A 5,749-nucleotide genomic window follows, 5' to 3' on the forward strand; every position below is an offset into this window, starting at 1 on the left:
CCGAGCACCATGGGCTCTCGCACCACGAAGGGACCGATCCGGCCATGGGTATAGTAGTGCACGTCGCTGCCGCATATGCCGACGGTGTGTATGCGGATGCGCACGTCGTCCGGCCCTAGCTGATCCGGCAGATCGATGTCACGTAATGACAGCTCGCGTTGCTTTTCCAGCACCAGGGCTTTGGCTTTCATGGCGCGTGCCTCGAGTCGTGTTGAAAATGGGCGAGGGGGCTTCGAAGCGATGGGCCCGACTCGCCAGGGGCTTGACAATGAAGCTACGCGTCACGCTGGAAAAGCGGCTAGGCTATAATTTTCGAGGGAATGATACTTTTTTGCAGGCCTTTTTCTGCGAATGTATAAATATTTGTTCCCACAGTGTTTTTAGATTCGACCTGACATTTGTCTGGGTGGCTGACGAAGAAAGGTTGTGACCAAAGTATAAATCGAGACGGGAACAAGAAAGGCCGACGAACCGCTTTATTTGAAGACAATGAAGCGTCTGGAGTGGAAGGCGTTTGCTGACGCCTTGCACAGGGGCATAGTCGAAAGAGGCACCGATAACTCATGATCGCTGCGCAGCTCAACGATACTCGTCTTGGTGCGCCTGTCTTCGAAAGCGTCACCCAGGATCCGAAGTTCAGCTTCTACTGGCACTGCCATGATTTTCCCGCGCCCATAGCCCGCTGGAATTATCACCCAGAGTACGAGTTGCATCTCATCCGTTACTCGGAGGGGCATGCGTTCGTGGGCGATTACATTGGCCGCTTCGGACCCGGCAACCTGGTACTGGTGGGGCCGAACATTCCGCACGCCTGGTTCAGCGACCCCGACGAGGCACGACCGGTCATCGAGGGGCGCGATGTCGTGCTGCAGTTCAAGGGCGAATGGCTGGAGCACATGATGGAGCTCTGCCCGGAGCTCAACTGCCTGTCGACGCTGATCGAGGACTCGGCTCTGGGTGTGGAGTTCGAAGGGGAGGAAGCGGCACGCTGCGGCGAACTGCTGGTCACCATGGGCGAGCAGGACAACGCCGGCAGGCTGTTGACCATGCTGACCATCCTCCGCAGCCTCTCGCAGTGCGGGTACCACACCCTGGCCGGCCGCGGGTACGGCCTGGATGCCAGGAGTACCTCTTCCGAGCAGGTCGATGCCGTACTGCGCTATATCCACGACCATTTCCACGAAGAGCTGCGCATGTCGAGGCTGGCCGAGCGGTACGGCATGACTCCCTCCACGTTTTCGCGCTTCTTCAAGCACGCCACCGGCGATACCTTCGTGGCTTTCCTCAGGCGTATTCGCATAGGACACGCCTGCCGGCTGCTGCTGGAGGGTGAATACTCCGTTGCCGATATCTGCTTCCAGGTCGGCTACAACAATCTCTCCAATTTCAATCGCCACTTCCGCGAGCAGAAGGGCATGACGCCGCGCCAATACCAACAGCAGACGGCCGATCTGGAACGGCATGTCACGATCTATCCCCTACCGTGAAAACGGGGAAACTCGGTCCATGGAGGGGAAAAGCTCTCCTTGCCGAGGCGTCTTTGAGCTCCCCCGCTCCTGAAGTCGACATCACTACCCTCTCGCGACCATTGGCGTAGAACCATCCCGGTCCTGGCCGTGATCGGCTACCCTTGCGTCCTCGGCTTGCCGCCGTGAAGCAATATCTTTCGATCTCCAAGGATGGCTCTCTTGTCGACTTCCGCGATGCCCCGTCGGGGCGTTCTGACTCTCGTGGCGCTGCTACTGGTGGCGCTCAACCTTCGTCCGGCGCTGACCAGCGTGTCGCCGGTGCTCGGCAGCATCGCCGAGGCGCTGGCGCTCTCCCCCAGCTGGCAGGGCATCCTGACCACCCTGCCGGTGCTGTTCCTGGGCCTGGCGGCACCGCTGGCGCCGCGGCTGGTGCGTCGCATCGGGCCGGAGCGCAGTGTGTTCGCCGCGCTGGTGGTGCTGGCGGTGGCGCTGCTGGCGCGGCCCTATATCGGCACGCCGGGATTGTTTCTGGGAACGGCTATCGCCGGGAGCTGCATCGGCATCATCGGGGTGTTGCTGCCGGGCATCGTCAAGCGCGACTTCCCCCGCCGCGTCAGCATCATGACCGGCCTCTACACCGTGGCGCTCAATCTCGGCGCTTCCGCTGCCGCGGGCACCACCGAGCCGCTGCGTCAGCTGCTCGGCGGTGGCTGGCAGGACGCTGCGCAAGGCGCTGCACAAGGTATCTCGCACGGCTCCTGGCAGGGTGCGCTGGCGTTCTGGCTGCTGCCGGCGGTGATCGCCGCGCTGTTGTGGCTGCCACAGCTCAAGGGCACCAAGCCCGTTCGCGTGCCCGTCCGTCGCGGTGCGCGCCTGCGTCACGACCCGCTGGCGTGGCAGGTGTCGCTGTTCATGGGGTTGCAGTCGTCGCTGGCGTACATCGTGTTCGGCTGGCTGCCGACGATCCTGCAGGATCGCGGGCTGGCGGCGGTCACCGCGGGGCTGGCGCTGTCGGTCTCGATCCTGCTGCAGGTGATCACGGCGATCCTGGCGCCGTGGATCGGCAGCCGCATGCGGGACCAGCGGGCGGTACTGGTCGGGGTGATGGCGCTCACCTTGGTCGGGCTGCTGGGCTGTCTCTACGCCCCGATCGGCAGCATATGGCTGTGGATCGTGGTGCTGGGTCTGGGCCAGGGCGGCACCTTCAGCATGGCGTTGACCCTGCTGGCGCTGCGCGCGCCGGACGCCACCACCGCCGCCAGCCTCTCGGCGATGGCCCAGGGCATCGGCTACACCCTGGCGGCGATGGGGCCGCTGCTGGTGGGCGTGCTGCACGACTGGAGCGGCGGCTGGAACGTGGTAGGCATTCTGGTGAGCGCGATTGCGCTGGGCGCGCTGGTCATGGCCTTGGGTGCCGGCCGCGATCGCCAGGTGGCCTCGACCCAGGGTGTGGATTGACGACGTGGACTGACGGCGCGGACCGGCACACGCCGACGAACCTGGGCGGCGGAATCGGTTACCCTAGGAACGAGACCAACGACCCAGGAGACTCGCATGCCAGCCAGAGCCATCAGCCTCGAGCAACAGCAGCGTCTGATCGAGATCGTGCGCGATGCCGCCAAGACCGAAATCGTGCCGCGCTTTCGCAATCTCTCCGAGGACGCGATCCGCTCGAAGAGCGCGCCGGACGACCTGGTGACCGATGCCGACCAGGGTGCGGAGCGGATGATGACGGCGGCGATTCGCGAGCTGCTGCCGGAGGCGACGGTGATCGGCGAGGAGGCGGTGGCCGATGGCAGCGCCAATCTCGACGACATCGCCGGCGCCGAGCTGGCGCTGATCATCGACCCGGTCGACGGCACCTGGAACTTCGCCCGCGGGCTCAATCAGTTCGGGGTGATTCTGGCGGCGACCAGCTTCGGCGAGACGATCTTCGGCCTGCTCTACGATCCACTGGCGGACGACTGGATCGTCGCCCGCCACGGCGAAGGCGCCTGGTTCGGCCGCCCCGACGGCACCCAGCGCCAGCTGCAGGTGTCGGATACCGACAACTTCGACGAGATGGTCGGCTCGACCTCGATCCGGCTGTTCGCCAAGCCGCAACAGTATCAGCTGGCGGCGACCTTCCCCGACTTCCAGCGCATGATGGCGTTCGGCTGCGCCTGCCACGAATATCGCACCATGGCGTTCGGCTTCGTCGACTTCATGCTCACCGGCAAGCTGATGCCGTGGGACCACGCCGCCGGGCTGATGATCCACGCCGAAGCCGGCGGCTATTCGGCGCTGCTCGACGGCACGCCCTATCAGCCGACGATTCACCAGGGCACGGTGCTGGCGGCCAGCTCGCGGGCGCATTGGGAGCGGCTGCGCGAGAAGTTCAGCTTTCTGGGCTAAAAAGTGCCTGCGCTCGCCCATGCGGCGTTAAAAATTGGCTCACTGAACAACGTTCAGAACGTCCGAAGGACGGCCCGGAGGGCGAGCGGAGCGAGTCACATGCTCATTTACACCCCGTAAACTCCGCGTTTTCGCCAATTTTTGCCTTAGCTGCGCGCCCCGGCCTTGCCTTCGCTCGTCGACTTTTTACGCAGGGCACTGGCCATCATCATTGACCACCAAGACGACGAAAACCGGCGCCGAGAAGGCGCCGGTTTTCTTTTCTGTAGCCGATCGGGACGAACCGGTCAGACAGACCGAATCAGGGAATGATCTTCTCGGCGCGCAGGCGATCGAACAGATCGAAGAAGGCCGCTCGCGTTTCGCGGAAGTGATCGAAGCCGAAGTCGCGGGACTTGGTGGTGTCGTTGACACACTCCTGGTCGCGGCCGAGGTCGGCGTCGGTGTGCCACCAGGAGGCCAGCTTGGCGACGTCCGGCTCGACCAGGTCGTGCTTTTCGGCGATCTCGCGCCAGGTCGATTCGGCACCGGCCATCTGCGTTTCCAACGGCTGCATCGACTCCGGGTCGTCCGAGGCTTCGGGCCCCTGACTTTCTAGACCAAAGTACTCGCCGATCTCGCGCCACATCCGGCGCCAGCGGAACACATCGCCATTGACGGTGTTGAAGGCCTGGTTGGCCGCGCCCGGCGTGGTCGCCGCCCACTCCATCTGCCGCGCCAGCACCAGCGCGTCGGTCATGTCGGTGAGCGCGTTCCACTGGGTCCGGGAGCCGGGGAACACGAACGGCTGGCCGGTGGCCTGGCAGATCGAGGCATAGACGGCAATCGTCGTGCCCATGTTCATGGCATTGCCGCGGGCGTAGCCGATCACGGTATGCGGGCGGTGCACGTTCCAGGCGAAACCGTGGCGCTCGGCGGCTTCGAACAGCACGTCCTCCAGCGCATAGTAGAAGTTGTCGCCCGGCACCCGCGGCTCGGATTCGCGGAACGGCGTCTCGATCCGGCCGCTGCCGTAGGCCTCGAACGAGCCCAGGTACTGTTTGGTGCCGGTCACCAGCGAGGCGTGATCGAGCTTGTCGCTGTCGAGCGCTTCGAACAGATTGCGCATCATCTGGCTGTTGGCCTCGACGTTGGCGCGCTCGTTGTCGCGGCGAATCCAGGTGCAGTAGAAGACGTGGGTGATCGGCAGCCCGGCCAGCGCCTGCTCGGTGGCGGGCCTGTCCAGCAGGTCGGCGGCGACGGGAATCACGCCGCTCTGCTCGGTGGCGCGACGAGAAAGGCCGTAGACGGTCCAGCCGCTGGCCACCAGATAAGATGCCAGGTTGCCGCCGGTGATACCGGTGGCGCCGACGACGAGTGCAGTGCCTTTACGCATGATCGATGACCTCCTTCCAAGTTCGGGAAGATCCGGATCGCGCCGGATCGATGAACGCAGTCTGGTAGCGCCTGATCGTTGCTACAATCGAAAGCATCGCAAATCTTTATTGTGCTGAACGCAACTCCAGGAATTTCAGAACCGTGAACGTCAATTCGCTGGATCTCAACGCCCTGCGCGTGTTCGAACGCGTTGCGGCCACCGGCAGCTTCACCGCCGCCGCGCGTCACTTCCACCGCGCGGTCTCCTCGATATCGCGCCAGATTCGCGGGCTGGAAGAGGCGCTCGGCCAGCCGCTGCTCTACCGGCATACCCGCGCGGTCGCGCTCACCGAGGCGGGCTGGCGCTACTACGAGGAGGTCCGCGAAATTCTGGAACGGCTCGATCTCGCCACCGAAGCGCTGGCCTATCCCGACGCCGAGCCCAGCGGCGTGCTGCGGATCAATGCGCCGGTCGCCTTCGGCCAGCGCCAGATCGTGCCGCTGCTGCATGCTTTCCAGCGCCAGCATTC

6 protein-coding genes are annotated in these 5,749 nt (G+C 64.2%); 4 read left to right on the forward strand and 2 right to left on the reverse strand.

Translation table 11 applies throughout. The features are described 5' to 3' along the window. A partial coding sequence (locus AC3AYF_RS02040) for an alcohol dehydrogenase catalytic domain-containing protein (RefSeq protein ID WP_487779349.1) occupies positions 1-191 on the reverse strand: 191 nt, incomplete at its 3' end. Between the two features lie 372 nt (positions 192-563). Between AC3AYF_RS02040 and AC3AYF_RS02045 the strand changes: the two genes are divergently transcribed. From AC3AYF_RS02045 to AC3AYF_RS02055, 3 genes are all read left to right on the forward strand, one after another. Beyond that, the gene (locus AC3AYF_RS02045; protein ID WP_110693436.1) at positions 564-1,487 is read left to right on the forward strand and encodes a helix-turn-helix domain-containing protein; all 924 of its coding nucleotides are present in this window, start codon (positions 564-566) and stop codon (positions 1,485-1,487) included. Between the two features lie 192 nt (positions 1,488-1,679). Next, entirely contained in the window at positions 1,680-2,927 is a 1,248-nt protein-coding gene (locus AC3AYF_RS02050) for a CynX/NimT family MFS transporter (protein WP_295035231.1), read from the forward strand. A 96-nt stretch (positions 2,928-3,023) separates the two neighbouring features. Next, on the forward strand, positions 3,024-3,863 hold the full coding sequence (locus tag AC3AYF_RS02055; RefSeq protein WP_295035229.1) for an inositol monophosphatase family protein: 840 nt from the start codon (positions 3,024-3,026) through the stop codon (positions 3,861-3,863). Positions 3,864-4,164: 301 nt separating this feature from the next. On the opposite strand, the gene AC3AYF_RS02060 is transcribed toward AC3AYF_RS02055, so the two are convergent. Continuing rightward, positions 4,165-5,238, reverse strand: a complete 1,074-nt coding sequence (locus tag AC3AYF_RS02060; protein ID WP_149435284.1) for an SDR family oxidoreductase — start codon at positions 5,236-5,238, stop codon at positions 4,165-4,167. Between the two features lie 158 nt (positions 5,239-5,396). Between AC3AYF_RS02060 and AC3AYF_RS02065 the strand changes: the two genes are divergently transcribed. Further along, a partial coding sequence (locus AC3AYF_RS02065) for a LysR family transcriptional regulator (RefSeq protein WP_487779354.1) occupies positions 5,397-5,749 on the forward strand: 353 nt, incomplete at its 3' end.

The sequence above is a fragment of the Salinicola sp. genome (genome assembly GCF_982684285.1).